General features: G+C 41.1%; 1 tRNA gene and 1 rRNA gene. Both read right to left on the bottom strand.

Annotated features, from left to right (window positions below):
* Positions 1-205: 205 nt before the first annotated feature.
* Positions 206-278, bottom strand: a tRNA-Ala gene (locus ACTQ1L_RS15290).
* Positions 279-284: 6 nt separating this feature from the next.
* Positions 285-394 (bottom strand): 5S ribosomal RNA (gene rrf, locus ACTQ1L_RS15285); the annotation flags it as partial.

Raw genomic sequence — 394 nt, 5'->3', positions numbered from 1 at the left:
GCGCTCTTCTTTGCTTAATCTCTTCGATGCATAGCGTTGCATCATTAATAACTTAAAGAACTTTGTTGTTGTTCACAACTTGGTTTTGTTTCTCGGATGTCTTGATTGTTAAATATTCTTAAGAATAGAATATTTATTCATCAAATCATTTGTATGAAGTTTTCAAGGTACAATGTCGATTGTAACAGTTTTATTACATCGACGATGGAGACGGAGAGATTCGAACTCTTGACCCCCTGCTTGCAAGGCAGGTGCTCTCCCAACTGAGCTACGCCCCCGTTGTAATTTGGCAGCCACCTACTTTCCCATACCGTTACCAGTATAGTATCATCGGCCGTTTAAGTCTTAACCATCGTGTTCGGGATGAGAACGGGTGTTTCCCAAAAACGCATCG

The sequence above is a fragment of the Agathobacter sp. LCP21S3_B2 genome (assembly GCF_052118705.1).
GTDB lineage: Bacteria > Bacillota > Clostridia > Lachnospirales > Lachnospiraceae > Roseburia.
This window is presented reverse-complemented; position numbering and strand designations above follow the sequence as displayed.